At 46.6% G+C, this 25954-nt stretch carries 28 protein-coding genes, 1 pseudogene and 1 riboswitch; of the genes and pseudogenes, 27 read left to right on the top strand and 2 right to left on the bottom strand.

What is annotated here, in order from left to right; all coding sequences use genetic code 11:
* Positions 1-245 precede the first annotated feature (245 nt).
* Both Q0V21_RS32235 and Q0V21_RS32230 read left to right on the top strand, forming a co-directional pair.
* Positions 246-683, top strand: a complete 438-nt coding sequence (locus Q0V21_RS32235) for a hypothetical protein (RefSeq protein WP_079347409.1) — start codon at positions 246-248, stop codon at positions 681-683.
* A 356-nt stretch (positions 684-1039) separates the two neighbouring features.
* Positions 1040-1126: pseudogene (locus Q0V21_RS32230) on the top strand (dTMP kinase); the annotation flags it as partial.
* A gap of 308 nt (positions 1127-1434) precedes the next feature.
* On the opposite strand, the gene Q0V21_RS32225 reads toward Q0V21_RS32230, so the two are convergent.
* A complete protein-coding gene (locus Q0V21_RS32225) occupies positions 1435-1959 on the bottom strand; it encodes a hypothetical protein (protein ID WP_024633687.1) in 525 nt (174 codons plus the stop codon).
* Between the two features lie 594 nt (positions 1960-2553).
* Here Q0V21_RS32225 and Q0V21_RS32220 point away from each other — a divergent pair.
* The 12 genes from Q0V21_RS32220 to rsmI all read left to right on the top strand — a co-directional run bounded on the left by Q0V21_RS32220 (position 2554) and on the right by rsmI (position 12080).
* On the top strand, positions 2554-2739 hold the full coding sequence (locus Q0V21_RS32220; RefSeq protein WP_024633689.1) for a sigma factor G inhibitor Gin: 186 nt from the start codon (positions 2554-2556) through the stop codon (positions 2737-2739).
* Between the two features lie 353 nt (positions 2740-3092).
* Entirely contained in the window at positions 3093-4922 is a 1830-nt protein-coding gene (locus tag Q0V21_RS32215) for an aminotransferase class I/II-fold pyridoxal phosphate-dependent enzyme (protein WP_301882538.1), read from the top strand.
* A 104-nt stretch (positions 4923-5026) separates the two neighbouring features.
* Positions 5027-5404: a CidA/LrgA family protein gene (locus Q0V21_RS32210; RefSeq protein ID WP_218671884.1), complete on the top strand. Its 378-nt coding sequence runs from the start codon at positions 5027-5029 to the stop codon at positions 5402-5404.
* Positions 5374-6066 (top strand): LrgB family protein, encoded by a 693-nt coding sequence (locus Q0V21_RS32205; RefSeq protein ID WP_301882537.1) that lies wholly within the window; start codon positions 5374-5376, stop codon positions 6064-6066. The genes Q0V21_RS32210 and Q0V21_RS32205 overlap by 31 nt, the downstream gene beginning before the upstream one ends.
* A 225-nt stretch (positions 6067-6291) precedes the next feature.
* Positions 6292-6939, top strand: coding sequence for a dTMP kinase (gene tmk / locus Q0V21_RS32200; protein ID WP_079347417.1), 648 nt, complete (start codon positions 6292-6294; stop codon positions 6937-6939).
* A gap of 60 nt (positions 6940-6999) precedes the next feature.
* Entirely contained in the window at positions 7000-7329 is a 330-nt protein-coding gene (locus tag Q0V21_RS32195) for a cyclic-di-AMP receptor (RefSeq protein ID WP_017691391.1), read from the top strand.
* A 264-nt stretch (positions 7330-7593) separates the two neighbouring features.
* Entirely contained in the window at positions 7594-8037 is a 444-nt protein-coding gene (locus Q0V21_RS32190; RefSeq protein ID WP_301882535.1) for a YaaR family protein, read from the top strand.
* 9 nt (positions 8038-8046) lie between these two features.
* Complete coding sequence (gene holB / locus Q0V21_RS32185) at positions 8047-9018, top strand: DNA polymerase III subunit delta' (protein WP_301882534.1); 972 nt, start codon at positions 8047-8049, stop codon at positions 9016-9018.
* A 117-nt stretch (positions 9019-9135) separates the two neighbouring features.
* A complete protein-coding gene (locus tag Q0V21_RS32180; protein ID WP_024633696.1) occupies positions 9136-9936 on the top strand; it encodes a PSP1 domain-containing protein in 801 nt (266 codons plus the stop codon).
* Between the two features lie 28 nt (positions 9937-9964).
* On the top strand, positions 9965-10333 hold the full coding sequence (locus Q0V21_RS32175; RefSeq protein ID WP_079347422.1) for an initiation-control protein YabA: 369 nt from the start codon (positions 9965-9967) through the stop codon (positions 10331-10333).
* 85 nt (positions 10334-10418) lie between these two features.
* Entirely contained in the window at positions 10419-11198 is a 780-nt protein-coding gene (locus Q0V21_RS32170) for a tRNA1(Val) (adenine(37)-N6)-methyltransferase (RefSeq protein WP_301882533.1), read from the top strand.
* Positions 11199-12080 carry a 16S rRNA (cytidine(1402)-2'-O)-methyltransferase gene (gene rsmI, locus Q0V21_RS32165; protein WP_301882531.1) on the top strand — a complete coding sequence of 294 codons (882 nt, stop codon included), beginning with the start codon at positions 11199-11201 and terminating at the stop codon, positions 12078-12080.
* A 287-nt stretch (positions 12081-12367) separates the two neighbouring features.
* Here the strand turns inward: rsmI and Q0V21_RS32160 are convergent, their stop codons facing one another.
* The gene (locus tag Q0V21_RS32160) at positions 12368-12622 is read right to left on the bottom strand and encodes an AbrB/MazE/SpoVT family DNA-binding domain-containing protein (RefSeq protein WP_024633700.1); all 255 of its coding nucleotides are present in this window, start codon (positions 12620-12622) and stop codon (positions 12368-12370) included.
* Positions 12623-12940: 318 nt separating this feature from the next.
* On the opposite strand from Q0V21_RS32160, the gene Q0V21_RS32155 reads away from it, so the two are divergent.
* From Q0V21_RS32155 to Q0V21_RS32095, 13 genes are all read left to right on the top strand, one after another.
* The gene (locus Q0V21_RS32155; RefSeq protein ID WP_079347429.1) at positions 12941-14221 is read left to right on the top strand and encodes an HD domain-containing protein; all 1281 of its coding nucleotides are present in this window, start codon (positions 12941-12943) and stop codon (positions 14219-14221) included.
* Between the two features lie 329 nt (positions 14222-14550).
* On the top strand, positions 14551-15321 hold the full coding sequence (locus tag Q0V21_RS32150) for a TatD family hydrolase (protein WP_179132708.1): 771 nt from the start codon (positions 14551-14553) through the stop codon (positions 15319-15321).
* Positions 15322-15562: 241 nt separating this feature from the next.
* Positions 15563-15816: riboswitch (cyclic di-AMP (ydaO/yuaA leader) on the top strand.
* 272 nt (positions 15817-16088) lie between these two features.
* A complete protein-coding gene (locus Q0V21_RS32145) occupies positions 16089-17273 on the top strand; it encodes a resuscitation-promoting factor (protein ID WP_079347431.1) in 1185 nt (394 codons plus the stop codon).
* 155 nt (positions 17274-17428) lie between these two features.
* Positions 17429-17974: a ribonuclease M5 gene (rnmV, locus tag Q0V21_RS32140; RefSeq protein ID WP_024633704.1), complete on the top strand. Its 546-nt coding sequence runs from the start codon at positions 17429-17431 to the stop codon at positions 17972-17974.
* A 4-nt stretch (positions 17975-17978) separates the two neighbouring features.
* Complete coding sequence (rsmA, locus tag Q0V21_RS32135) at positions 17979-18881, top strand: 16S rRNA (adenine(1518)-N(6)/adenine(1519)-N(6))-dimethyltransferase RsmA (protein WP_301882527.1); 903 nt, start codon at positions 17979-17981, stop codon at positions 18879-18881.
* A 60-nt stretch (positions 18882-18941) separates the two neighbouring features.
* Positions 18942-19838: a sporulation peptidase YabG gene (gene yabG / locus Q0V21_RS32130; RefSeq protein ID WP_301882526.1), complete on the top strand. Its 897-nt coding sequence runs from the start codon at positions 18942-18944 to the stop codon at positions 19836-19838.
* 153 nt (positions 19839-19991) lie between these two features.
* Positions 19992-20267, top strand: coding sequence for a biofilm formation stimulator Veg (gene veg, locus Q0V21_RS32125; protein ID WP_024633707.1), 276 nt, complete (start codon positions 19992-19994; stop codon positions 20265-20267).
* Between the two features lie 246 nt (positions 20268-20513).
* The gene (locus Q0V21_RS32120; protein ID WP_024633708.1) at positions 20514-20687 is read left to right on the top strand and encodes a small, acid-soluble spore protein, alpha/beta type; all 174 of its coding nucleotides are present in this window, start codon (positions 20514-20516) and stop codon (positions 20685-20687) included.
* A 149-nt stretch (positions 20688-20836) separates the two neighbouring features.
* Positions 20837-21691 (top strand): 4-(cytidine 5'-diphospho)-2-C-methyl-D-erythritol kinase, encoded by an 855-nt coding sequence (ispE, locus tag Q0V21_RS32115; protein WP_079347492.1) that lies wholly within the window; start codon positions 20837-20839, stop codon positions 21689-21691.
* Between the two features lie 98 nt (positions 21692-21789).
* Positions 21790-22617 carry a pur operon repressor gene (gene purR / locus Q0V21_RS32110; RefSeq protein WP_024633710.1) on the top strand — a complete coding sequence of 276 codons (828 nt, stop codon included), beginning with the start codon at positions 21790-21792 and terminating at the stop codon, positions 22615-22617.
* Between the two features lie 188 nt (positions 22618-22805).
* Positions 22806-23090, top strand: a complete 285-nt coding sequence (spoVG, locus tag Q0V21_RS32105) for a septation regulator SpoVG (protein ID WP_017691372.1) — start codon at positions 22806-22808, stop codon at positions 23088-23090.
* Between the two features lie 389 nt (positions 23091-23479).
* Positions 23480-24871, top strand: a complete 1392-nt coding sequence (gene glmU / locus Q0V21_RS32100) for a bifunctional UDP-N-acetylglucosamine diphosphorylase/glucosamine-1-phosphate N-acetyltransferase GlmU (RefSeq protein WP_443146330.1) — start codon at positions 23480-23482, stop codon at positions 24869-24871.
* A gap of 101 nt (positions 24872-24972) precedes the next feature.
* Entirely contained in the window at positions 24973-25926 is a 954-nt protein-coding gene (locus Q0V21_RS32095; RefSeq protein WP_017691370.1) for a ribose-phosphate diphosphokinase, read from the top strand.
* The last annotated feature ends 28 nt before the right edge of the window (positions 25927-25954 follow it).

The following is a 25954-nucleotide window of genomic DNA, read 5'->3' as shown; positions in this document are numbered from 1 at the left end:
GATTGGATAATTAGCTAAGATAAAGATGCATTGATATCTGGTTTTGGTAACTGACCCAAATGGCTGAATGCAGACGATTTGACTCTCAAATGAGGGTAAGTGAGACCATATAAAAGTCTTGAAATGAAGGTAACATTTTTGTTACGGAAAACGCATTCGAAACCAGTATAATAGGACTATGTTAAATATGCTAAAAGTACCTGACCACAGAGCTGGAATGTGCAGCTGTGAAAAGGAGGGTGTGTGTGATAAGTTGGCGAAGACTAGTTCTTCATTCATTTCTCTTGCTCGGTCTGATTGGCGTGCTTGTAGGATGCGGTGAAGCAGGATCTGCATGGACTTCTTATGAAGGAGCGGTAAACGAGAAGGGTTTCCCGGTTCCTAAAGTGGCGAATAAATCTGACCAGTCTGAAAACAATTCGGATATGGATTATGTTCGATATACGCTGTCTGGTATTAGTGAGAGCACTAGTTTACCTGAGGTGTATCTAGACGAGATTAAAAGCTGGGGCTGGACAGAAAAGCAAGCCAAGAGTACATCCAATGACTCAAGTTCCCTACGTATATTTGCTAAAGAAGGGCATACTGTACAGTTAGCTGTACATGATGGGTTCTTCACGGTGATGGTTCCGAAAAGTGAAGCTGCCCAGACGACAGTAAAATCACTTGATGATGATGATTGAATGCGTTATGTTTTGATGTAATAGTTTAACAATTAACGGTGTAATGGTCCGTATTATAGTAAGGCTCCCGATTAGTGATCGGGAGCTTTTTTTGTATGTAGTTGTGCATGTCATGAACCATATTGGATGAGGCTTGGAGCGTGTGACGTTGTCTTTTGGTGGTGACTTGACCAGGAGCTTTAGATCAACAGGGTTATATCACTCACGTAGAAAGACATGAGGCATCAATAATATGTCCTTGCTAGAGGCCGGTTAGGCCGGTTTCAGTCGTCTGTAGAGTAACTCAGCAGAAGAAGAGGGGAGTAGACACCGGAAAGAAAGCCAAGCATGTTAGGAGCCTCATATACGTATTCAAGGCCATCAATCGGTTTGCAATAGGTGAGCTGATCCCTGATGTCACATTCTATCTGGATATTGAACCGGAAGCAGGTCTCGCCCGTATTGGTGAGAGGTGTTCAACGAGCCAGAGCCTGTAACGGAGCGGAGATAAATATACTTCTTTGGGGATAACCATTTTAACTATACCCATGCTGTGGATAAGGGGAAAAGGAGGGAACGTAAAAAAAAGGTTATCCACTGTGGATAACCTTTAAGGATAGGAAGTACAACGCAGTAAGTATGGAAGAGTGTCAAAGGTGTGGTTGCGTCGATTTAGGTAGAGAATATGGACGAGCTTTAGCGATTATGTATTACTGGGTTCAATATACATTGCATGTGGCAAGTTATAGGTTGAAAGATAGAACGAGAACGATTATTGCAGGTAGTAGGAAACATCTTGTTCATTTAGTTTGATAAGTCCGTCCTTGCGTTCGCGTGAGAGCACAAGAACAACATATAGACGCGGTACAAGCAGCCACAGATGCCAGAAAATCAGCGATAGGGTAAAGGACAAGGGTGACCATATTAAGCAGACGGTAATGATACATAGCCCAATCCAGCTCATATTGAGGTGGACCCGGACGAACATGCGGTAGCTAAAATGCTGGTCTGGGATATAGCCGAACCAAGGCATTTTGAGGTTCCATCGCCAGCGCCGTGCATAAGAGGTACGGACCAACAGTAATATGGTTCTGGCAATGACATAATGAATCCAAAGCGTAATCGGGCCTGCCAGGATAAAGAAGAAGAGGCCGGTCCAGGAGAATGCCAATAGGTTAAACAGGAGCATAATTACAGGCAGACACAAATAGCTGAAGATCACGCTGCGGGCAATGGCCTTTTTTTTGAGAAGCCGGTATTGATAAAAAGTGACTTTATTCTCCGGTTCGGCGATCATACGATTACAAATCCTCCTTCTGGGATCACGTTCATTTGCAAAAGGTATTCGTTTTCATGAATAAGGAGACGGGTGATGCAGAGATGCGTATATGAACCTTGTGTGTGCTCCAGATTGATGTACAAGATATGAAAGTAGATTGTTCTTATACAAGTATACCGTCGAACGATCTGGCTGTCAGGTTCCGAATGGTGATGTATTATATATCGGCTGAAAATCCAAGTTTTTTTAAGATTATAGAATATAAGTTTTTGGAGCAGCAGGAGGAGTGGTAAATCACAGAGGAAAATGCAATGAAGTGCGGGTACGTTTCTTGTAATGGCCGTCCAGAAATGGTTTTCATATAATAGAAGAAGTTGCAGATCTGCGAGGCTGTTGCTGAATAATCGGGCGAGGAAAAGGGCTTCCAAATGCAGGCTGTCTCACGGAAGTATAGAACAAAAGGCATTTTCTTATGTTTGTTTTCGGTACAGACACCCATAGAGGGGTAGGCGAATATATATATTTTATAGAAAGAAAGCACTATGAAAAGGTTTAAAATAATAGAAACTGTGCAATACTGATAGTAATACGTAAAACAAGGTGGGATGGTTGATGGAAGGACACGCCGAACACACATGCATTATCTGCGAACAGACAAAAAGAGAAGGCATTTTTATTGTATCTGAATTTATATGTGACGCTTGTGAAGCAGAAATGGTTCATACGGATGCACAGGATGCCAAGTACAATTATTTTATACATCAAATGAAGCAGATTTGGGTGCAAAAGAACGCGTAAAGCGCGTTATATCATATTCGTGAAACATCACATTGATTTGTATCGATGTGCATAGGGGCCCTACCTAGGGGCCTTTTTCTGTTTTTATCGGGGGAAAGAAGAAGGGGAAGATGGACATGATTAGCACCTGTGTGTGACAGGATATGAGGATGCGCCATTGGTGAAAACGGTGATTTGCACGGGGGCTGGACAATTCCTGATATAATGAAAGGAGAAGTTCTTCACCTCCAAGATTTGAATGCAGCAGATGGTGGGAGAGGAACAAGAGTGAGAAGGTCGAAGGTCGCTTTTGTTATGGAAAGAGCAGTGGTACGGCAGTATCAAAATTTATGAATGTACAGGATGATTATTCAATGGAGCATAAATCAAATACCGCACCTTTATATGAAGCGTTGCTTGCGTATCGTGATTCGGGGCAGCGTTCTTTTCATGTACCTGGACACAAGAATGGACAAGTCTATCGCAGGTTACTGGAGCAAGTGGAACAGCAGCAGTCAGATAGAGGAGTCGTTGACAATCACCGGAATGAGGGTGAGGCAAAGGGAAAACGAGGTATGGGACATTCAGTTTATGATGGGGAAGAGTGCTTTAGACAAGCTGAGGGACAAGGGGACGTCAATGAAATTGGGGGGCTGACGGCTCCGGACGGGCATGGAAGTGACGGATCTGCAGCAGCTGTTGTACCTGTGAATGCGTTTCTGGAGATGATGCGGCTGGATGTGACGGAAATTTCGGGGACGGACGACTTGCATCATCCAGAAGGAGCAATATTGGAGGCGCAGCAGCTGGCAGCCGATTGTTTTGGGGCAGAGGAGAGCTTCTTCCTTGTCGGAGGCAGCACGGCTGGTAATTTGTCTTTGCTGCTGACCGTATGTAATGAACCGAACAGCCTTGTACTGGTACAGCGCAATGTGCATAAGTCCGTCATTCACGGGTTGATGCTGGCAGGCGCAAGGGCTGTATTCCTGGAGCCATGGGTTGATCCTGCGAGTGGACTTGCGGTGATGCCGTCTCTTGAGACGGTGCAGGCTGCTGTCCAGGCATATCCTGAGGCAAAGGCAGTCCTTGTGACGTTGCCCAATTATTACGGCATGGGCGCTGATCTGACGCCTATGGCCAAGGTTTGCCACGCGGCCGGCATGCCGCTGCTCGTGGATGAAGCGCATGGCGCGCATTATGGGCAGCATCCGGAGCTGCCAGCTTCTGCACTGTCCTGCGGAGCAGACGGTGTGGTGCAGTCGACCCACAAGATGCTGTCTGCTTTCACGATGGGAGCCATGCTGCACGTTCAGGGACCACGGTTAAATCGGTCCCTGCTGCGTCAGCGTCTGGCCATGGTGCAAAGCTCGAGCCCATCGTACCCGGTGATGGCGTCGCTTGATCTGGCGCGCCGCTTACTGCATACGCAGGGCGCGAATGCCTTCACGGCGGGGCTTGCCGCCGTGGATGCCTTTAAGCGCGGCCTCGCGGAGCTGCCGCGCTTTCGGTTGCTGCAGCCGGCACAGCTGCTGCAGCAAGAGCCGCCAGCCGGGGCGAAGCCGGCAGCTGGCGGGAAGTCCGAGGCCGCCGCTGCACCGGGGCGGCCTGAAGCAGTGCCCGCGGCGGCTTTGCCTTCAGCCGCGGGGTATACCGCTCAGGACCCGTTCAAGGCCGTCATCTATGACGGCACAGGGGTGCTGAGCGGTTATGGGCTGCAGCAGCAGCTGGAAGCGCGCGGCTGCGTGCCCGAAATGAGCGACGAACGATACGTCGTCCTGCTCTTCAGTCTTGGCTCGTCGCTGCGCGATGCCGAGCATCTACTGCAGGCTTTGCGGCAAATCAGCCTTGAGCAGGAGCAGAGCCAAGCTCTTGATGAGCAATCACAGCGTTTTACAAAAGAGGCTGAAAATTATATTTCCACGTGGAACAATTTTCAAGAAGGTACTCCTTTTTCGGAGCCCATTCCGTTCACGTTGCAGCCGATTAAGGAGGAGGATACGACAGAGGTCTCCATCGAAAACAGTGTGGGTCTTCGCTCTGCGGAGATGGTCATCCCGTATCCGCCCGGCATACCTCTTGTGTACGCTGGTGAGCGAATAAGCGCGTCCATGGCAGCACGTATTAAGCTGCTTAGAGATGAAGGAGCAAGGTTCCATGGCGTATCCGATACTTCGCTGCAATCATTGAAAATCATCAAGGAATAACACAAGTTAGGACATCATTGTTGTCTAGGCATAAAGAAAGAAGGGAACGAACCTTGGATATTCCGCTAAAAAAATATACGGGAATAATCCTGCAAGTCATACTAATGTACGGTTTTTATTGGATAGGAAACCTAGTTCAGGCTTTACTACATCTGCCGTTAACAGGGAGTATTGTCGGGATGCTGCTTCTATTCATCGTCATTCAATTGGGATGGATCAGAATAAGCTGGGGCGAAGAAGGATCATCCTGGCTTCAATCGAACTTGCAGTTATTATTTATCCCTCCCACAGTGGGCATTATCAATCATTTTGATTTTTTTAGAGCCAATACACTGCTGCTTGTTCTGGGATTGATCGTTAGTACGTTAGTTACCTGTCTGTTGTCTGCAAAAATCAGTGAATGGCTCATGGCTTGGAGATCGACGCATCAAGGCAAGAAGGAGGCGATCTCATGCTCACATTCATCCTCGGAATCGGAATGATTGCCCTGACCGTGGCTATATATGTCCCGGCGACTCATTTATATAGAAAATTGAAGTGGCCGATTCTTATGCCCGTATTGACGGCAACGGCAGTCATCGTACTGATCCTGCTCATTTCCGGTATAAAGCTCGATACGTACATGCTTGGTGGCAAATGGATACAGGAGTTATTGGGGCCGGCTGTAGTTTCCCTGGCATTCCCTTTGGCGAAACACCTTGATGTGCTGAAACGAAATATAATTCCGATATTGGGTGGGACCTTGGGTGGGAGCATCGTTGGCATGTCCACAGGGGCCGCCATATCTCTGCTGCTGGGTTATCCCCAAGAAATTGTTATTGCATTATTGCCCAAATCCATTACGACCCCCGTTGCCATTCAACTAGCGGATCAGGTGGGAGGAAATTCATCCTTCACTTCGTTATTTGTGATGATAGCCGGATTTTCGGGGATATTATTGGGACCCATGATAATGAAATGGGCCAGAGTAAGCAGCAAAAATGCGTATGGGATCGGACTCGGATCGGCTTCGCATGCACTGGGCATGGCAAGATCCTTTGAATATGGAGAGAATGCGGTAGCGCTGAGTTCGGTATCTATGATTGTCAGTGCTATCGCCGGTTCTGTCATGCTCCCTCTATGGGTGTGGATGATATACGGCTGATCAGGCCGCCTTATCAGAAATATTGGAGAATAGCTGACCGGTAACGCTGGATCATGTATAGTATTATAGTAACAAGCTTGTACCAAACTCGAACCAATCTATGGAGTAATCGTGAATATACACCTCTGGGCAGACTAATTCATAGTCTGTAGTAAGAGAGGATCGATCCCGTAGTTATCGCAGCACAATTAGGAGCAATTATCGATATAGAAAGCAGGGAAGCATATGCAGGGCAGAGGTAAATTCATTACGTTGGAAGGGGGAGAAGGGTCCGGCAAAACAACGATGATCAGCAAGCTAGGTTCTTACTTTGAAGAACAGGGTATACCATATGTAGTTACTCGGGAACCTGGCGGGATTGAAATTGCAGAGAAAATACGTGCCATCATCCTCAATCCTCTTCATACGGCAATGGATGCACGGACCGAAGCGCTGCTCTATGCAGCTGCACGCAGTCAGCATTTGGCGGAGAAGGTGGAGCCTGCATTGAAGGCAGGAAAGACAGTGATCTGTGACCGTTTTGTCGACAGCAGTTTGGCCTATCAGGGGTATGCTCGTGGTCTTGGCGTGGACAATGTATGGGCCATCAATCGGTTTGCAATAGGTGAGCTGATGCCTGATGTCACACTCTATCTGGATATTGAGCCGGAAGCAGGTCTTGCCCGTATTGATGCTCACGATGGACGTGAGGTTAATCGTCTGGATCTCGAAAGTCTGGAGTTCCACCGCAAGGTGCGTGAAGGCTATTTTCTACTGAAGGAGCAATTTCCTGACAGGATTAAGGTCATCGATGCTTCTCAAAAGCCGGAAGAGGTATTGGCAGCAATGATTTTGTCGCTTAAGACAGGGATTTTGAAGGATTTTGGCGAGTAATTGTCTAATATATAGATAGGGCATTTCACAAGGTGCTTATTCTGAAGGAGGTTATGCAGGATGAAACTGATTGTTGCGATTATACAGGATAAAGACAGCAACCGATTATCCAGCGCATTGGTCAAAGCAAATTTTCGGGCTACGAAATTGGCCAGTACCGGTGGATTTTTGAAGGCAGGCAACACGACGTTTATGATCGGTGTCGATGATGGTCAGGTCGAGTCCGTAATGAACGTCATTCGCAGCAGCTGTAAGGTTCGTGAACAGCTCGTGACTCCAGTCACTCCGATGAGCGGAACAACCGACTCTTACCTGCCGCTACCTGTCGAAGTTCAAGTAGGCGGAGCTACCGTGTTTGTTCTTCCAGTAGATCGATTCGAACACTTTTAATGATGCATTACGCATAAATCCAATGGAGCGTCCTTCTTGTTATCAAGAATCGCGTTCTCTGTCCGGAAGAAAGCTTTTCTATCAGGGAAAGATCTTATTTCGGACAGAGGCTGACTAACCAACGAACAGATCCATGTGGTGATATTTAACTACTATTATATATAGAGTATGATGTAGCACATATAAGGTCTCCTCCACGCACAGGCGCAGCGCGCACTGTGCTGATGGGCGATTGGCCTACTAAGAGAGAAAGCAGGCGTTTCCATGAAAATAAACCCTGGATTCCGACCAATGCAGAGTGGACTCAGTTCTTCCGATTCCGGCTCCAAACCGATTCAATCCAAAAATTTCTCTGATATGATGAATCACCAGGGTGAACGGGCATCACAGGCTGAACTTACCCGCCGATTAAGTGAGATCCAGATGCAGGGTGACCGTCTGTCTCGTTCCATGACCATTCGTGAATTGAAAGCATACAAGCAGCTTGTAAAAAGATTTCTGGAGGAAACGGTCCGCCGCGGTGTGTCCATGAAAGAGACGCGAGGATGGGATCGTCGGGGAAGAGGGAAGCGTTACAAGCTAATTGATGAGATTGACTCTGCCTTATTATCTATGGCGGACGAGCTTTTGGAAACAGAGGAAGGCAAGATTACGTTATTACAGCAAGTGGGAGAAATTCGGGGAATGCTTATTAATTTAAGCTTCTGAGGAGGAAGTATGTCCTTTCAACAAATTATGGGTCAACAGGCTGCCAAGCAGATGTTACAGAGTAGTTTGAGACGTCATGCCATAAGTCATGCCTATTTGTTTAGCGGACCATCCGGCAGTGGACAATTGCAGGCGGCGATAACATTTGCCAAAGCGATATTCTGTACAGAGCTTGAAGATGATGCCTGCGGACATTGTCTTGAATGTCGCAAGGTGGAACATGGAAATCATCCGGATCTAACTATGCTTGCACCGGATGGAAATAACATTAAAATTGATCAAATTCGGGATCTGCAGCGTATCTTTTCGTACCGATCAGAGGCTGGGCATCCCAAAGTATATATTATCGAACAAGCCGAGAAGATGACCGTACAGGCGGCCAACAGCTTGCTGAAGTTTCTGGAGGAACCTCAAGTGCCCGCGGTAGGCATATTGATTACGGATAACGGACAGGCAATGCTGCCTACCATCCGTTCACGCTCTCAATTGGTTCCTTTCAGTGCACTGAATCCGGAAGAGATGCTGCAATCACTGATTGCGGAAGGGCACCCTGGCAATCTGGCTCGCTCTGCCGTCCATTTAGCGTCAGGACTGGAAGCATGTAGAGAAATTCTCCAGCAGAATTGGTTTGCAGAAATTAGAAACGTAATGTTACAATTAGGGAAGGAGTCCCTGGGTAGAGGAAGTACATCATTGATCTCTGCACAGCAGAAGCTTTTTAAAACCGGACTCTCAGAACACCTGGATACGATGCTTAGCCTGTTCCATTTATGGTTCAGGGATATGCTGTATGTCCAGTATGGTAGGCATGAACATATCGTTTTTATAGATCAGTTGGACATGCTGTCTCAGTTGGCTCATACCCGCAGCACCGAGCAGTGGGTTTCCTATATGGATATGGCCGCAGCATGCAGAAAAAAATTGCGTTTCAATGTCAATGGCCAGCTTTGTCTGGAGCAATTTTTGATCGGTTTGGCATAAGAGTGGGAGAGGACAGATTTTGTTCCAATCATATGCAAACGGTTATAACTTCGGCGGGTTCCCTAAGAAGACAGGGCTTCAGACGAAGTGGGATTGGCTTACGAGGGGGTTAATTTTTTGTACAGTGTAGTGGGTGTCCGTTTCAAAAAAGCGGGCAAAATTTATTACTTCGATCCCCTGGACCTTCCCATTGAAAAAGAAAACTGCGTTATCGTGGAGACAGCGCGGGGGGTAGAGTACGGTAAGGTTGTCGTTGGCAAGAAAGAAGTAGGCGAGTCTGATGTGGTGTTGCCGCTCAAAAAGGTCATCCGGGTTGCGGGCGAGACAGATGCCCGTGTTGTAGATGAGAACAAGCGTGCAGCAAAAGAAGCATTCGGTACTTGTTTAAATAAAATCAAAGACCATGGCCTCAAAATGAAGCTGGTCGATGTGGAATTTACGTTTGATCGCAATAAAATTATTTTTTATTTTACAGCTGAAGGAAGAGTGGATTTCCGGGAGCTGGTCAAGGATCTGGCAAGCATTTTCCGGACACGGATCGAACTGAGACAGATCGGTGTACGTGATGAAGCAAAGATGCTTGGAGGGATTGGACCTTGCGGCCGAGTATTATGTTGTTCTTCCTGGCTGGGAGACTTTGAGCCGGTATCAATCAAGATGGCTAAAGATCAGAGCCTGTCACTGAATCCGACGAAAATTTCCGGGTTGTGCGGAAGACTCATGTGTTGTCTGAAATTTGAGCATGATAACTATGAAAGTGTGAGAGAAGAATTGCCGGCTGTAGGCAAGTTGGTCGTCACCTCTTTGGGTGAAGGAAAAGTTGTCGGCATCAATGCCGGTAATCGCACAGTCCATGTTCAACTGTTCGACATCAGTAAAGTCAAAGAACTTCCGCTGGATGACGTCGTTATCAAGTAAACCATAAAGGTTGCTTCGGGGTGGAAACTTGGAAAAGAAAAATCTGTTTACGCACATTCATGAAATGGAAACCCAATTGGGTCAGTTGCACAGTGATTTAGGAGAGTTAAAAATGATTGTTAAAGAGCTGCTTGAGGATAATCAGCGGCTTACCATCGAGAATGAGCAGTTACGCAAACTGCTGAAGCGTGAGGTACCGGCAGATCTGCCCATCGCATCGGCGCTCGCTCCGGTAGCAAGGCCTGCGGGTCCAGCTACTGGTGAAGATGTTGTAGGTGAAGGGTATGATAATCTGGCTCGGTTGTATCACGAAGGATTCCATATCTGCAATGTCTATTATGGACATTTGCGGACGGAAGGCGATTGTCTGTTCTGCCTGTCTTTTTTGAATAAATGAAGTGGCCGTAGGGATCCCCTACGGTTTTTTTTCAAGGTTAAGAACCTTGTCTGAGATATAGAGTACCGGAGGATGAGTGTATCATATGACAGAAAAATCAGTAAAATTGCAAGATTCGGAGCGAATCGACGATCTGCTCTCTCATGATTTGAAGATTATTCAAAGTGATGAAGTGTTTAGTTTTTCAATGGATGCGGTATTATTGGCCCGATTTGCTTCAGTACCCAAGCGTGGTCGTGTGCTTGATTTGTGTACAGGTAATGGGGTTGTTCCCATCCTGTTGACCACACGAACGCAGGCGAGTCTGGAGGGCATTGAAATTCAGCCACGATTAGCGGATATGGCACGCCGCAGCGTACAGCTGAATGCATTGGAGGAATCAATTACGATTCATGAAGGTGATTTGCGTGAACTTGTGAAAGATACGGGCCATGCGGTATACGATGCCATAACAGTTAATCCTCCGTATATGCCGCTGAATGGAAGTGATCTCAAGATGAACAACCATCAGGCAATGGCACGCCATGAAATCGGGTGTACGCTGGAGGAAGTCATTCAGGCCTGTAATCGGCTGGTTCGTAATGGCGGTAAAGTATCCATGGTTCATCGCCCGCAGCGTTTAGGCGAGATCATCTCTCTGATGCGTGAGTATAAACTTGAACCGAAGCGAATTCGGATGGTACATCCCCGTGCTCATTTGGAAGCCAATATGGTGTTGATTGAAGCACTCAAGGATGGAAAACCGGAGGTACGCATGCTTCCACCGCTGATTGTCTACAATGAAGAGGGGAAATACTGCGAAGAAATTATGGACATATATTACGGGGCACAGCATGTACAACATACAACGGAAGGAGGGTTATAGATGACATTGCATATTCAGAAGAGCTACGCGGAGCAGTTGGGTGATGCCGGAAAATTATATCTGGTAGGAACACCGATTGGTAATCTGGACGATATGACATTTCGAGCAATCAAAACATTGCAGAGCTGTGACATCATTGCAGCAGAAGACACACGCCAGACTCGAAAGCTGCTCACCCATTTTGAAATTACACCATCGATGTTGTTCAGTTACCATGAGCATAATAAGGGAGCCAGTGGGCCTGAACTAATACGCTATATAATAGAAGGAAAAAATTTGGCGCTCGTCAGTGATGCCGGTCTGCCGGCCATTTCGGACCCTGGATCCGATCTTGTAAAACTTGCACTTGAAGCCGGAATTACGGTCATTCCCATTCCTGGAGCCAATGCAGCGTTATCAGCTCTAATCGTATCCGGTTTACCGACGGAGCGTTTCACATTCGGCGGTTTTTTGCCGCGGGAGAAAAAAGACATGCGAAAAGTGATGGAAGCTTTTAATGAGTCCAACGGTACTTTACTATTTTATGAATCCCCTCACCGTATTCGCAAAACTTTGGCCTATCTCGAAGAGATTCTGGGTGATCGGTCGATTGTACTGGCACGTGAGCTGACGAAGCGTCATGAGGAGTTCGCAAGAGGCAGTATCCAAGAGTGCATTGACTGGCTTGAGGAACATCCACCACTTGGGGAATATTGTTTGCTTGTAGAAGGCATCAGGGAAGAGGAGCGTAAGGCCGAGCGGGAAGCCTGGTGGCAACTGCTGTCTTTGGAGGATCATGTAAGTCATTATGAGAATGAAGGACTTAGTCGGAAAGATGCGATGAAGAAAACGGCAACGGATCGTGGTTTGACAAAACGAGATGTGTATAATGCTTTAATCTAATAACGGATCAACAAATATATACTGGAATAGGGAACATAAACTTAAAGGAACCTTAGACCCAACCTTAACGGATTATGAAAATAAGCAGAGCGGAGAAAATTTATTTCAAACGTCACCGCTCTGCTTTTTGAAGCTAAACAGACTCGTAGCTTAATCTATTGGGTAATGAAAACCATAATAAAGCAAAAAAATACCTTCCAGCGGTGGGGTTCACACCGGGAAGGCGATCAAGGAATATAAAAAGGTTAGAAATAACAATTTAATAAGACCATTATACCTGATATTTCTTATTTTGTCACAGGTGCAGGGATTTCGGAAATACATTCGTTACAAACAATTTTACCTTTGAAATAAGTAACGTTCTCTGCATTGCCACAGAAGATACAAGCTGGCTCGTATTTTTTCAACATGATACGCTCGCCGTCAACATAGATCTCAAGAGCGTCTTTTTCACCAATACCGAGCGTACGGCGCAATTCGATTGGAATAACTACCCGTCCCAGTTCATCCACTTTTCTTACAATACCTGTTGATTTCATCATTATAATCAGTGCTCCTCTCAGCTAACGATCATTGTCATTATTCGACATTATTTTATGTTTTATGATACTCATCATACCAACGATTCCCAAAACAGTCAACCTTAAAATTAGCTTAAAATAAAGGCTGTTTTTGATAAGATTACGAGTGGTAAGGGATTGGAAGCTATTTTTCGTATTTAAACATCCATGACAGCTTTGTCGATTTGGAAAACGACAAAACTACCTTATTCGACAAGATTCGTCAAAGCGTGTCGAATCCTTGGTGGTATTATACTTAAAAGCGACAACTACAAACGATATTTAAAGGAGTGAATAGACATGGAACAGCGTTTAACGGAAGAAAAGGTGTTTAAAGATCCGGTACATAATTATATCCATGTGCAAGATCCGATTATATGGCAGTTGATCAACACGCCCGAGTTTCAACGTTTACGCCGAATCCGTCAATTAGGAACATCATTTCTAACTTTCCACGGTGCAGAGCACAGTCGCTTCTCACATTCCCTGGGTGTCTACGAAATTACGCGTAAGATTATTTCCCAGTTCGAAAGAAGTCACTATTCAGATTGGCCAAAGGAGGAAAAAACGGTAGCCCTTTGCGCAGCATTGCTCCATGATCTTGGGCATGGGCCATTCTCTCACTCTATAGAAGAAGCTTTCGATATGAATCATGAGGATTGGACTTGTCGGATCATTACTGGTGATACCGAAGTAGGGGCGATCTTAAGACGGTATGCTCCCGATTTTCCCGAGAAAGTGGCTTCAGTTATTCAAAAAACGTATGAAAAGCCCATTGTTGTTAATTTGGTCACCAGTCCACTGGATGCGGACCGCATGGATTATTTGCTGCGGGATGCCTACTTCACAGGTGTAAATTATGGGACGATCGACCTTGACCGTATCCTGCGTATGCTGCGTCCATATCACGGACGAATCGTGGTTAAGGAGTCGGGCATGCACGCCGTGGAGGATTACTTGATGTCCAGGTACCAGATGTACTGGCAAATTTACTTTCATCCGGTTACCCGAAGTTCGGAAATTATACTGCGGCAAATATTTAAGCGGGCGAAAAGTCTCATACAGCAAGGTTTCCAATTCCGCTTCATGATCGATCCACTGCCCCAGTTATTCGATGGAGATATATCGGTGGTCGAATATTTACAACTGGACGAAGCTTTGATACAGACGGCATTTATGCAGTGGCGCAAAGAGGACGATGCTGTTCTAAGTGAGTTATGCGAACGTTTTATAGACCGCAAATTATATAAGTATGTAGAGATTGAACAGATCGACGTAAACATGATTGAAGAGATTCGGGAAGCCTTCACTGTAGCAGGTCTCAATCCCGAGTATGATCTGGAAATTGATTTTCCATCGGATAATCCGTATGATGTGTTTCGTCCGGATGAATCGACGGACAAGCAGATTCTGCTGCTTGATCGGCAAGACAAGTTACATGAGTTGTCAGAGATGTCCGACATCGTCCGTTCAATCAGTGGTCTTCATCGGGGAAAACATCACTTGTATTATCCGCAAAATAAGGTGGATGCGATTGTTCATGAATTACCGTCCCATATACGCCCCTATTTCTCACATTAAATGGTGTGCAATGCTGTTGATGAGTCATGATGCAAAAGGCTTTCTAAAAGAGCTATTTTCATGATACAGTAATCTGCTTTAATGGAGAGTACATGTAGATCGACATAATTTTGTAATCAGAGCAATTAGAATACAACTCAGTCGGCTAAAATTAAGCAACATATAGATATGAAAGAACTCGTTCGCTCTACATGTTGTGCTCAACGAACGAATGAAATGAAATATAGATAAAAGCACGATCTAATTAGTAATATTTATTTCTGGTTAAGATCTGCAGAGTGGATAAAGAAGAGATTGTCGTTGATTCGACACGAAGGGAGAAATACAAAATGATGTTGTTCGACACACATACCCACCTGGATGCTCCACAATTCGACGAGGACCGCGAGGAAATGATTCAGCGTGCTGTGGATGCAGGCGTTGGCCGCATGATTAACGTAGGCTTTAACCGGGAGACCATTCCAACCACGATGAAGCTGGCTGAAACCTATGATTTTATATATGCTGCAGTAGGTTGGCACCCTGTAGATGCGATCACGATGCAGGAGGGTGATCTGGAATGGATTGCATCTTTATGCAAGCATGAAAAAGTGGTAGCCATTGGTGAAATTGGTCTAGACTATTATTGGGACACTTCACCAAAAGAGGTTCAACATCGCGTATTACGACAACAGATTGGACTGGCTCGTGAGTTGAATATGCCGATTGTCATTCACAACCGGGATGCGCATGAGGATATTGTAAAGATTCTGCGTGAAGAAAAGGCTGGAGAAGTAGGCGGTGTCATGCATTCGTTCTCTGGCAGCTGGGAAACGGCAAAAATGTGCCTGGATTTGGGCTTCCATCTTTCCTTCGGAGGGCCAATCACGTTCAAAAATGCGAAGCAGCCGAAAGAGGTACTTGAGAAGGTTCCTATGGACCGATTTTTCATCGAAACCGATGCTCCTTATTTGACACCTCACCCTTATCGTGGAAAACGAAATGAGACAGCGCATGTACGTCTGGTTGCAGAAGCAGCTGCGGAAATTAAAGGCATTTCGGTAGAGGAAATTGCAGCAATAACGACCAGAAATGCCATGGAACGATTTGGGATTCGTTAAAATATCGAGCAAAACGGGTGAAAAAGTGAGTTAGGCGGAGTTAATTTGCTTTTTGATCCAAATAAATCAAGAATATTACAATATTTTAACCAAATATTTAGAAAAACGTACTTGAACAACGCTTTACAACATGCATAGAAACAGGATATCATCTTTTCAGTGAATTGTTGTGCGGAAAATTGGACAGATGTTCGGGGGATGAACAAAGGGACACTTTCCGATGAAACAACATTACTTTCATGAATCAGTCTCGCTGAGTCTCCGTTAACGGAGAGCGGGGGAACCAATAGGGCTTAAACATCGGTGATTTCAGCCGATGCGCAACATGCGCTGACCCAAAAGCAGCGTATAAATCTGCGAAGCCGTATTTGATTTCTTCTTTGGGTCTCGGGGTGAATTCAAGGGCGTCCGCCATGAGCGGGTGACCGGAGATAGGGCGGCTCTCTTTCGCCCGAACCCGACAGCTAACCTCGCAAGCGGAAAAAGAGAGGCAACCTCGTGCATGAATTTCCGATATTCAGAATCATTCGGAAGCCACGAAAGAGTTCCTCTTAAACTCTTTCTTTGGCTTTTTTGTTTTTGAATTAAAGAAATACTGTCATCATACGGTAAGTATTCAGGAGGATGACATCATGTTGCGAAGAGTGATTCATGGTGCAGAACCGATTATGTTGGTCCGATCTGTGTTCTGTAGAAAATTTGGTATAGTCGCGTCAAAGACATCATGCATTACTTTAGACGGCGAGGCTATGAAGGAGGACGGAGAAGTGGGCACATTCCAACCAGAAGAGACCCATGAGTCACGATCATCCAGTAAGTCTTTCGCGTTGCGGTGGAAGCATGAGAACTTGCGTCAAATGGCATTGATCGCGATTTTCTCAATTGCGCTTACAATCATGATCTTGTTAGTCGTTTACGGTCAGGCCGGGAAACAAATTTCACTGGTTATTGATGGCAAAGCTCAAGCGGTAGAGACTCGTACAGGAATGCTTCAGGAAATGCTGGAGGAGCAGTCAATCACAGTCAGCCCTCACGATCAGGTATCCATGCCCTTGAACGGGGCGATCACAGATGGAGACCGCATCGTTATTGAGCGGGCAGTTCCAGTTAAGATTACGGCAGACGGAGACACCAAGACTCTGTATACAACCGATTCATCGGTAAAAGATGCGATTAAAAAATCAGGTATTCAGATTGCAAGTGAAGACAAAGTGTATCCTGCGCTGGGAACCACTGTTGAAGCGGATATGAAAATTCGGGTAGTGCGCGTAACCAAGCGTACGGTGGAAGTGGAAAAGCCGATCGCTTATAAAGTGATCAAAACGGCTGACCCTAGCTTATACAAAGGCGACAATCGTGTCGTTGTGAGCGGTAAAGAAGGCACACTTGTACAGCATATTGAAAAAGTGTTCCAGGATGGAGAATTGGTCTCCAAAAAAATGGTGGGTAAATCGATCGCAACGAATCGCGTCGATAAAGTTATCGCCGTTGGCACCAAAGCAAAACCTGTTGTGAAAGAGCCAGTGATTCAGACGGTATCGGCGCAGACTTCTACAACCAAAACAGCAACAACCACGAACTCGAAGAAAACCGCTGCCTCGGGCAGCAAAGTAATTACCGTCTCAGGCAATTCTTTTAAATATTCAAAAGTATTGAAAAATGTATCCATGACGGCATACTCTTCTGAAGAGCCCGGTATCGGCACAAAAACAGCATCAGGCACTCGGGTAACCGAGGGACGTACCATTGCGGTTGATCCCAAAATCATTCCGATTGGCTGGTGGGTGTATATCGAGGGCCTTGGCTTCCGTCGTGCGGAAGACACCGGTGGTGCCATTAAAGGCAACAAAATTGATGTGTATTATGATAGTGTGAAGCATGCCCTGAACTTCGGACGGAAGAAAGGCAAGACGGTATATGTGATTGGTCCGGTGAAGCCGGAAGCAAACTAAAATCGTTTTACTTTGATATGGGAATGCTATAAAATATAAGCATGAATGATTCATGCGGAATATGCGTCGGAGGGGTCTGAATTCAGTCTCCCCCGCCGTTTAGCAGAGAAGAGGATACTCCTCTTCTTTTTGCGTTAGAAAGGAAGAAATGGAACATGATAAAAGAAGTGATCGTGGTGGAAGGCCGTGATGACACCGTAGCCATTCGCCGTGCGGTTCAGGCAGATACAATTGAGACCGGTGGATCGGCCATCAACCAGCGCATTCTAAAGCGGATTGCACTTGCTCAAGAGAGACGTGGTGTCATCGTACTGACAGACCCGGATCACGCGGGTGAACGTATTCGTAAAATCATTGCCAATAAAGTACCTGGTTGCAAGCATGCCTTCATTCCGGAGGCGGATGCTACGCGCAAAGGCGACATCGGAGTGGAGAACGCCTCACCGGAGGCGATTCGTCATGCACTGGCTCGTGTGCATACGTCATATGAAGGCGCACCAAGTCTGATCGATTGGGAGGATCTGATTGCGGCGGGACTGATTGTGCACCCACAGGCTGCTGCACGTCGCATGGAGATGGGCAATTTGCTGGGCATTGGTTATTGCAACGGCAAGCAGTTCCACAAGCGATTGAGTGTATTCCAGATTACCCGGGAAGAGTTCTCCGAAGCATTATCGCAAATTGAACGTGAAGGATTGTGAGCGTATGAAGGGCATGGAAGAAACCGTAGAGATTGCAACACCCAAACGGACCAAAGAAATTATTCAAAGACACGGATTTTCATTCAAGAAGAGCCTGGGTCAGAACTTTCTGATCGATCAAAATATATTGAACAAAATTGTAAATGCAGCTGACTTGGACGAGTCCAAGGGCGCGCTTGAGATCGGACCGGGTATTGGTGCACTCACAGAACGTCTGGCTCGGGTAGCCGGGCCTGTAACGGCTGTAGAAATAGATCAGCGACTGTTACCGATTCTGGGGGAAGTGATGGAGCCTTATCCGAACGTTCGTGTGCATCACGGGGATGTGCTGAAGCTCGATCTGGCTGAGCTGTTCCGTACGGATTTTGGAACGGTAGATAAAGTGAGTGTTGTAGCCAATCTGCCTTATTATGTAACGACGCCAATCATGATGAAGCTACTCGAAGAAAAGCTACCTGTGGACAGCATTGTGGTCATGATCCAGAAGGAAGTGGCGGAACGTATGGCTGCTGCACCAGGATCAAAGGACTATGGCAGTCTGAGCATTGCGGTTCAGTACTACAGTATGCCGGAATTGGTCTGCGTTGTGCCGCCTACAGTCTTTATTCCGCAGCCTAATGTGGAATCGGCTGTAATCAAGCTGAAGGTGCGTGAGCAGCCGCCGGTTGAAATTCCCGACGAGGCACATTACTTCGAAGTGGTACAGGCTTCTTTTGCTCAGCGTAGAAAAACGATCTCGAATAATCTGAAAGCTCGTTTCTTCACAAAGGAGAACAGAGAACAGGCTGATCAGCTGTTGGAGCAGGCTGGTATTCAACCTTCGAGACGAGGAGAAACATTGAGTTTGCAGGAATACGCCACACTCAGTACCGTAATGTGGGAAGCCGGGGTACGCGCAGCTCTGTAAAAATTCGGATGAACCAATCCGGGTTTCTGCCCATACGATGGGGTAGAGGTGATTATGTTGATGAATATCGGAGACTTGGTCGTTCGTAAGTCATACGGTGGAGATGTGACTTTCCGGGTGGAAGGCCTCCAGTCGGACGGTGCCATCATTAAAGGGACCGAGTTCCGGCTGTTAGCCGATTCCCCTGTGGACGATTTGATACAGGTTCCTTATGAACCGCAGAGTGCCAAGACAAGGCAGGCCCATGTGAAGGCTCATCAGACGCTTTCGCGTCTGCAGCAGAATCGGATGGAACAGGCCGAGCGCAATCGTGAAGGCTTGCTACAGGAATGGTCTGTCCAACAAGACCCTGCTTATTTCGAGATGCCTGGCAAAGTGCTGCACCTGGATGGCGATCCCAATTATCTAAAAAAAAGCATGAACCTTTATGAGCAGCTTCGTGTTCCCGCAGAGGGGCAATATGTACACGAGTCTGCCATGGCGGACACTTTATTTCGTCTGCTTCCCAAAGTGCGTCCGGATATCGTCGTCATTACCGGCCATGACGGGGTACTCAAGACTCGTCAGCCCTATGACTTATATAGTCTGGGAAGCTACAAGAATTCGCAAAATTTCGTATCAGCCATTCAGGTGGCTAGGCAATATGAACGTCATCTGGATGCGCTCACGATTGTAGCTGGCGCGTGTCAGTCCCATTTTGAAGCCCTGCTGCGGGCTGGGGCAAACTTTGCGAGTTCACCAGGCAGAATTCTCATTCATGCCCTTGACCCGGTCTATGTGGCAGCCAAGGCTGCCTTCACGTCGGTGCGGGAAACGGTGAACATGAACGACGTTCTGCATAACACGATCAGTGGTAGCCAGGGTGTGGGCGGCGTAGAGACACGGGGAAGTTATCGGGTAGGTCTGCCGGGATTGAATGATTTATCTACGTTAAAAGTGAATCCGTCAGCCGTCTAAAGATAGCAGAATAAAGTCCCTTTTTGGGGCTTTTTTTCTTTGCAAAAAAATTCATTGACAACAACTTTTTGATACTGATATAATAATTAGTTTTGATTTGACAATGACTGTAAAATCCGGTATAATGGACAAGAAAAGAGGTGGTCGTCGACAATGGCTAAAAATACGCTATTGGATATCAAACGCAATCTCGATGCACATATCGGTCAGAAAATTATGCTGCGGGCTAATGGTGGCCGCCGTAAGACCATTGAGCGTACGGGTGTATTGGAAGAAACGTACCCTTCTGTTTTTATTGTTAAGCTTGATGAGGAGCAAGAAACTTTCAAGCGAGTATCCTACAGTTATGCTGATATACTTACGGAATCGGTGGAAGTCATGGTATTTGATCCAGGCAGCCAGACGCATAGCCCCTACATGGAGACGTAAGTATCGATTTACGGCGATTCTGCCCTTCGGGCAGGTCGCTTTTTTTATTTTTTGGAAGTCACGCTCAATTCATCTGGAAGCCATATATGATCAGGAATGAGTCTAGGGAAGAAGCGGCATACTATTTGAACAGGTTTAAGGCATTTTCCTGGAGTAGCTCAAAGGAAATGAGCTTGGCCTGGGGGCAAATAGTCCCGAATACGACTGGACTTATCATGAATAAACATTTTGGAGGAGGATGATCCAATGAGCCGGAGAAGAAGTGTAATGTCGGATGAACTCAAGAATGAACTGGCGAAAGACCTAGGGTTCTATGATACCGTTCAGCAAGAAGGCTGGGGCGGAATCAAAGCCAAGGATGCAGGCAATATGGTAAAACGGGCCATTCAACTTGCGGAAGAAGCGGCACGCAAATCGTAATCCGGTTCAATCGGTTTGGAGAGCGGGGCAATCCGGCAGGAATGACCTCGCTTTTTCCCCATGGATGCGGAATAGAAATGACTTGACAGCCCCATTTTGATATAATATGTTAAGTTGTCTTAGGGAAAAGGTGAGGACGGGTGAACGCCTTGAAAATTTACGAAAAAGCGCCTGCTAAAATCAATTTGATGCTAGACGTTTTACATAAAAGAAGAGATGGATTTCACGAAGTTGAGATGATCATGACGATGGTGGATCTTGCCGATCGACTGGAGATGTCTGAGCTTCCTCGTGACACGATCTTTATCTCCAGTCAGGCGGGATATATCCCCCTGGATGAGAAGAACCTGGCTTTTCAGGCAGCCAGGCTTATTAAAGAGCGTTATGACGTGAGAACCGGAGTTCATATCCATCTGGACAAAAAAATTCCGGTGGCCGCTGGACTTGCTGGTGGCAGCAGTGATGCAGCAGCAACGCTCCGTGGATTGAATCGCCTCTGGCGTCTCAACATCCCGGATCAAGAGCTTCAAGAGCTTGGAGCTGAACTGGGCTCGGATGTGCCTTTCTGCATTACAGGTGGAACAGCACTCGCCACAGGCCGTGGGGAGAAGCTCACACCGATGCCCAATCCTCCGCAATGCTGGGTGATCTTGGCCAAGCCGCCGATCAATGTATCCACTGCCGATGTCTATGGACGTTTCCGCAGCGACAAGATTGTTCGTCATCCGAGTGCTGCCAAAATGGAGCAGGCCATTCGCAATCAATCTTTTGCCGAAGTATGCGGGCAGATGGGGAATGTGCTTGAGGATGTAACCTTGAAGCTGTATCCGGAAGTTCAGCATCTGAAAGATGCTATGATTCGGCTCGGAGCAGACGGAGTATTAATGTCTGGCAGCGGCCCAACCGTGTTTGGGCTGGTCTCTAAGGAGTCCAAGGTTGCACGGATCTTCAATGGACTTCGAGGCTTCTGTAAAGAAGTATATGCCGTACGTATGCTAACTTAAAATTCGCTTTTATAATGTACAAACACGTATAAAGGTGGTATATTTTTAAATAATTATTCGGATTTGGATGTTTTCCGTGATCGTGAGGATGGATCTCTGTGAAGAAATTAAAACGAAGCGCAAGGCTGGTTGAAATGACGCAGTACTTATTGTCTAGACCGCATACGGTTATTCCGTTGACTACATTTGCCGAACGCTATGGAGCTGCGAAGTCGTCGATCAGTGAAGATTTGGCGATTATCAAGGAAGTGTTCGAAGAAGGTGGTTCGGGAGAACTGCATACACTGGCTGGAGCAGCCGGGGGAGTGAAGTGGATTCCAAAGGTGTCCAGAGAACTGGCACTGGCTTTTGCGGAACGACTTTCTACCCAGCTTGCACAGCCAGACCGGATACTCCCTGGTGAATACCTGTACATGTCCGACCTGCTTGGAAAGCCCGCATTGATGAATGAAGCCGGCAAGATTTTTGCAACGGCCTTTGGCAACATGGATATTGATGTGGTGATGACGGTCGAGACTAAAGGGATTCCGCTTGCTTATGCGACCGGGGCCCAGCTCAACCTGCCTGTAGTGCTCGTGCGCAGGGACCATCAGGCTACGGAGGGATCGGCCGTAAGTATCAATTATGTATCCGGGTCCCATAAAAGCCTACATACCATGTCCCTATCTCGGAGGGCCATGCGTGAGCATTCCAGAGTACTCATTGTAGATGATTTTATGAAAGCCGGGGGAACTGTTCAAGGGATGATCGACCTATTGGCCGAGTTTAATGCAACCGTAGCCGGGGTAGGCGTATTAGTAGAATCTGGATCGGTTGATTCGGAAGAACGACTGCTGACGGATTACATATCTCTGGCAAAGCTGACGGCGGTTGATGCGAAGAGCAGACACATCTCCGTCAAGCCTGGCAACTATTTTGACCTGTAGAATTATGACGAATTACATGTCGGGAAAGGGTCTTTTCCATCGACCTGGCACTAACGTTGTCGAATTGTGTATTAAATAAAAAAATTCCTGAAATTAGGACATTTTTGTGGTTATAAAAAGAAGGAGTTCGTATAGGCTGTGTGGAATTATACACCAAGTTCTGATGGAAAAAGGTGGTGAACACACACATGCAAATTACGGATGTCAGACTCCGCCGTGTTAACTCTGAGGGGAGAATGAAGGCTATCGCATCCATTACCATCGATAACGAATTCGTCGTTCATGACATTCGCGTCATCGATGGCAATAACGGAATGTTTGTTGCTATGCCGAGCAAGCGGACTCCTGACGGAGAATTCCGTGATATCGCCCACCCGATTTCTTCCGGTACTCGCGAGAAGATTCAAGCAGCTGTTTTGACTGAGTATGATCGCGCAGCAACTGAGGAAGAAGTCATTGAAGAAGGTGCCTGAGAACATTATTGGGGTTCGAAGGAAAAGAGAGCCATGTCTTATGGCTCTCTTTTCTTTTTGACCGGAATAAGATATATTCAGTATTGAGTTTATTCACAGAAGAGCATTTTCGCAGCTTGAATGCTGCAAAATGTTGAAAGAACAAAAAGCGCAGCGTGCGCTTGGTAACAGGGCGGCATCTTAGGAATCATGGGATTCGGTTAAGCTCGCAGGTACACGGCGTACATATAGGTCACGATTTGTTGGTGTCCGCTGTTACGCGTGATTACAGAGACAGCAGGCGATGAACAAGACCGGCAAAAGCCGGCTGAACGTTACTCATCGGATATATACAGGTAAGGTCAAAACGATGGGTTTTTCAGAACAGGAGGTCGTAAATTTTGAAAAGAATGGCAATCGTTCTTGCAGCAGGGCAAGGCAAACGGATGAAATCGAAATTGTACAAGGTACTGCATCCCGTATGCGGTAAACCGATGGTGGGTCACGTGCTGGATGCAGCTCTTCGCGCAGGCGTTGAACGCAGCGTCGTTGTGGTCGGCCACGGAGCCGAAGCGGTGCAGTCATTTTTGGGTTCCAAAGCAGAGTACGTGCTTCAGGCTGAACAATTGGGAACAGGGCATGCGGTGAAGCAGGTTAAATCTCTGCTCGGCAGTGAAGCAGGGTCTACCATTGTTGTCTGTGGAGATACACCACTTGTGACCAGCGAGACGCTGGAAGGACTGATGAAGCTCCATGAGAGTCGCGGAGCAGCAGCAACAGTACTCACAGCAAAACTGGACAATCCCAAAGGGTACGGCCGCGTCATTCGCGGAGAAGATGGATCTGTACAGCGCATTGTGGAACAGAAGGATTGCACGGAGCAGGAAGATGCTGTGAACGAAATCAACACAGGTACGTACTGCTTCGATAATGCCAAGTTGTTCGCTGCATTGGAGAAAGTGACGAACCAAAATGCGCAGGGAGAGTACTACCTCACTGACGTGGTTGGCATTTTCCGTAATGATGGAGAAGTGGTAGAAGCCTATATGTCAGATGACATTGCGGAATCCATCGGGGTTAATGATCGTCTTGCCCTTTCACAAGCAGAAGCGTTCATGCGTGAACGTTTGGCGGTAAGACATATGTTGAACGGTGTTACGATCATCGATCCGGCATCGACATATATCGGGGCGGATGTTACCATTGGATCAGATACAGTATTGTATCCAGGCACCATACTCAAAGGTATGACTACTATTGGTGAAGCATGCCATATTGGTCCACAGGCAGATATCGAAGAAAGTACCATTGAGGATGGGGTAACAATCAAGCATTCTGTACTGTCTCAGGCCGAGGTTGGATCAGAAACAACCGTAGGTCCATTTGCTTATTTACGTCCAGGCACCAAACTGGGCCGCAACGTAAAAATTGGTGACTTTGTTGAAGTGAAAAATGCTACAATTGATGAAGGCTCCAAAGTATCTCATCTCAGTTATATTGGTGATGCTAAAGTTGGGAAAAACGTAAATGTTGGATGCGGGGCAATAACGGTGAATTATGATGGATATAATAAAGCTGTAACGACGATTGAGGATGATGCGTTCGTAGGCAGCAATGTCAATCTGATTGCACCTGTTACGGTAGGAAAAGGCGCATATGTTGTTGCGGGCTCTACCGTTACCCATTCTGTTCCCGACAACGATCTTGCGATTGCCCGCCCACGCCAGGAGAACAAACCTGGGTATGCGGAGAAAATTCGGGGTCGTGCCAAAGCCAAGAAACAAAATGCCAAACCCGAATAAGGGGTTTTGATATTAAGTATTGCCTCCCGAACATCGGGGGGTGCCGACATGTCGCAGACGCTTATAGATTCCAATGAACCAGCACGGAGGGTTTTTATTTTATGACTTATTTTGATTCGAAATTAAAAATATTTACTTGCAATTCTAACCCCAAGCTTGCCCATCAAATTGCTGATTATATCGGAATTCCTATGGGTGAATCTCACACGACCAGCTTCAGTGATGGTGAGATCCAAGTGAAACTCTCTGAGAGTGTTCGGGGCTGTCACGTCTATATCGTGCAGTCTACTTGCTTGCCGGTTAATGACAACCTGATGGAAATGCTCGTTATGATTGATGCGCTTAAACGGGCATCTGCCAAGACGATTAACGTCGTCATTCCGTACTATGGTTATGCCAGACAGGACCGTAAGGCACGTTCGCGTGACCCGATTACAGCCAAACTGGTTGCTAACCTGATCGAAAAAGCGGGTGCAACCCGTGTAATTGCGATGGACTTGCATGCCATGCAGATTCAAGGATTCTTCGACATTCCGGTTGATCACCTGCTCGGCGTGCCGATTCTGGCTCAATATTTCCGCTCGAAACAGATCGAAAATCCGGTTGTTGTATCGCCTGACCACGGCGGCGTAGTACGCGCTCGGAAACTGGCGGACTTCCTGAATGCACCTCTCGCAATTATCGACAAACGTCGTCCAGAGCCGAACGTCAGCGAAGTGATGAACATTATCGGTAACATCGAAGGTAAAACAGCAATTCTGATCGATGACATCATTGATACGGCGGGAACAATTGTACTGGGAGCGAATGCTCTGATGGAAGGCGGCGTAAAAGAAGTATACGCTTGCTGTACTCACCCGGTATTGTCTGGACCTGCGATGGAACGCTTGGAGAATGCACCGCTGAAGGAAGTCATTGTAACGGATACCATTCCGATTACGCATGCTAACCCGACAAGCAAACTTAAAGTGTTGTCTGTAGCACCTTTGCTCGGAGAAGCCATTATCCGGGTTCATGAGGAATTGTCAATCAGCAAGCTGTTTGAAATTGAATAAGGATGTCTGCATAAAGTAGTAGAGGGGT

Origin of the sequence: Paenibacillus sp. 11B (assembly GCF_030487755.1) — a bacterium.
Classification (GTDB): Bacteria; Bacillota; Bacilli; order Paenibacillales; family Paenibacillaceae; genus Paenibacillus; species Paenibacillus vandeheii.
The sequence above is the reverse complement of the archived record's forward strand: the minus strand, read 5'-3'. Positions and strand labels throughout refer to the sequence as shown.